The organism is Mycobacterium colombiense (assembly GCF_001672755.1).
Classification (GTDB): Bacteria; Actinomycetota; Actinomycetes; order Mycobacteriales; family Mycobacteriaceae; genus Mycobacterium; species Mycobacterium colombiense_C.
Genome location: NZ_LZKI01000147.1, coordinates 1 through 622, shown reverse-complemented (window position 1 = coordinate 622; position 622 = coordinate 1). Strand labels below are relative to the sequence as shown.

At 58.7% G+C, this 622-nt stretch carries 1 protein-coding gene; it reads right to left on the bottom strand.

Going from position 1 to position 622, the window contains the following annotated elements; translation table 11 throughout:
• A partial coding sequence (locus A5708_RS20235) for a class I SAM-dependent methyltransferase (RefSeq protein ID WP_065030330.1) occupies positions 1-622 on the bottom strand: 622 nt, incomplete at both ends.

The window sequence follows — 622 nt, the reverse complement described above, 5'->3', positions numbered from 1 at the left end:
GGGACTGAATCGCGATCGCCTGCTCCTTGTTGGCTTCCAGGTTGGCCGCCCAAATGTTCAGGGTCCGCTCGTAGTGCTTCTGCAGCAGTTGCACCCGCTCGATCGAGAAGCCGGCCGCCTCACCGAACTTGAAGATGTCTTCCTGCGCCGGTAGCTGGCCGCCCGGGAAGATTTCCTGACCGATGAATCGCATGAATCGCAAATCGCTCATCGTGATCGTAACGCCACGCTCATGCTGCTGCTTCTGCGAATACGCCAAAATCGTGTGCAAAAGCATCCGGCCGTCATCGGGAAGAATCTCGTAGGCGCGTTCGAAAAATGCGGAATAGCGCTCCATCTTGAATGCCTCGAAGGCGCCGATGGAGACGATCCGGTCGACCTTGTCTTCGAACTCTTCCCAGCCCTGCAGGCGCACCTCGATGTTGCGGTCCGTCGGCAATCCGGCGAGCTTCTTCTTGCTGTACTCGAACTGGTTGCGGCTCAGGGTAATTCCGATGACGTTGACGTCGTATTTCTCGATGGCGCGCTTCAGGGTGGCTCCCCAGCCGCAACCGATGTCCAGCAGCGTCATCCCGGGCTCGAGCTTCAGCTTTCCCAGCGCCAGATCGATCTTGGCGATCTG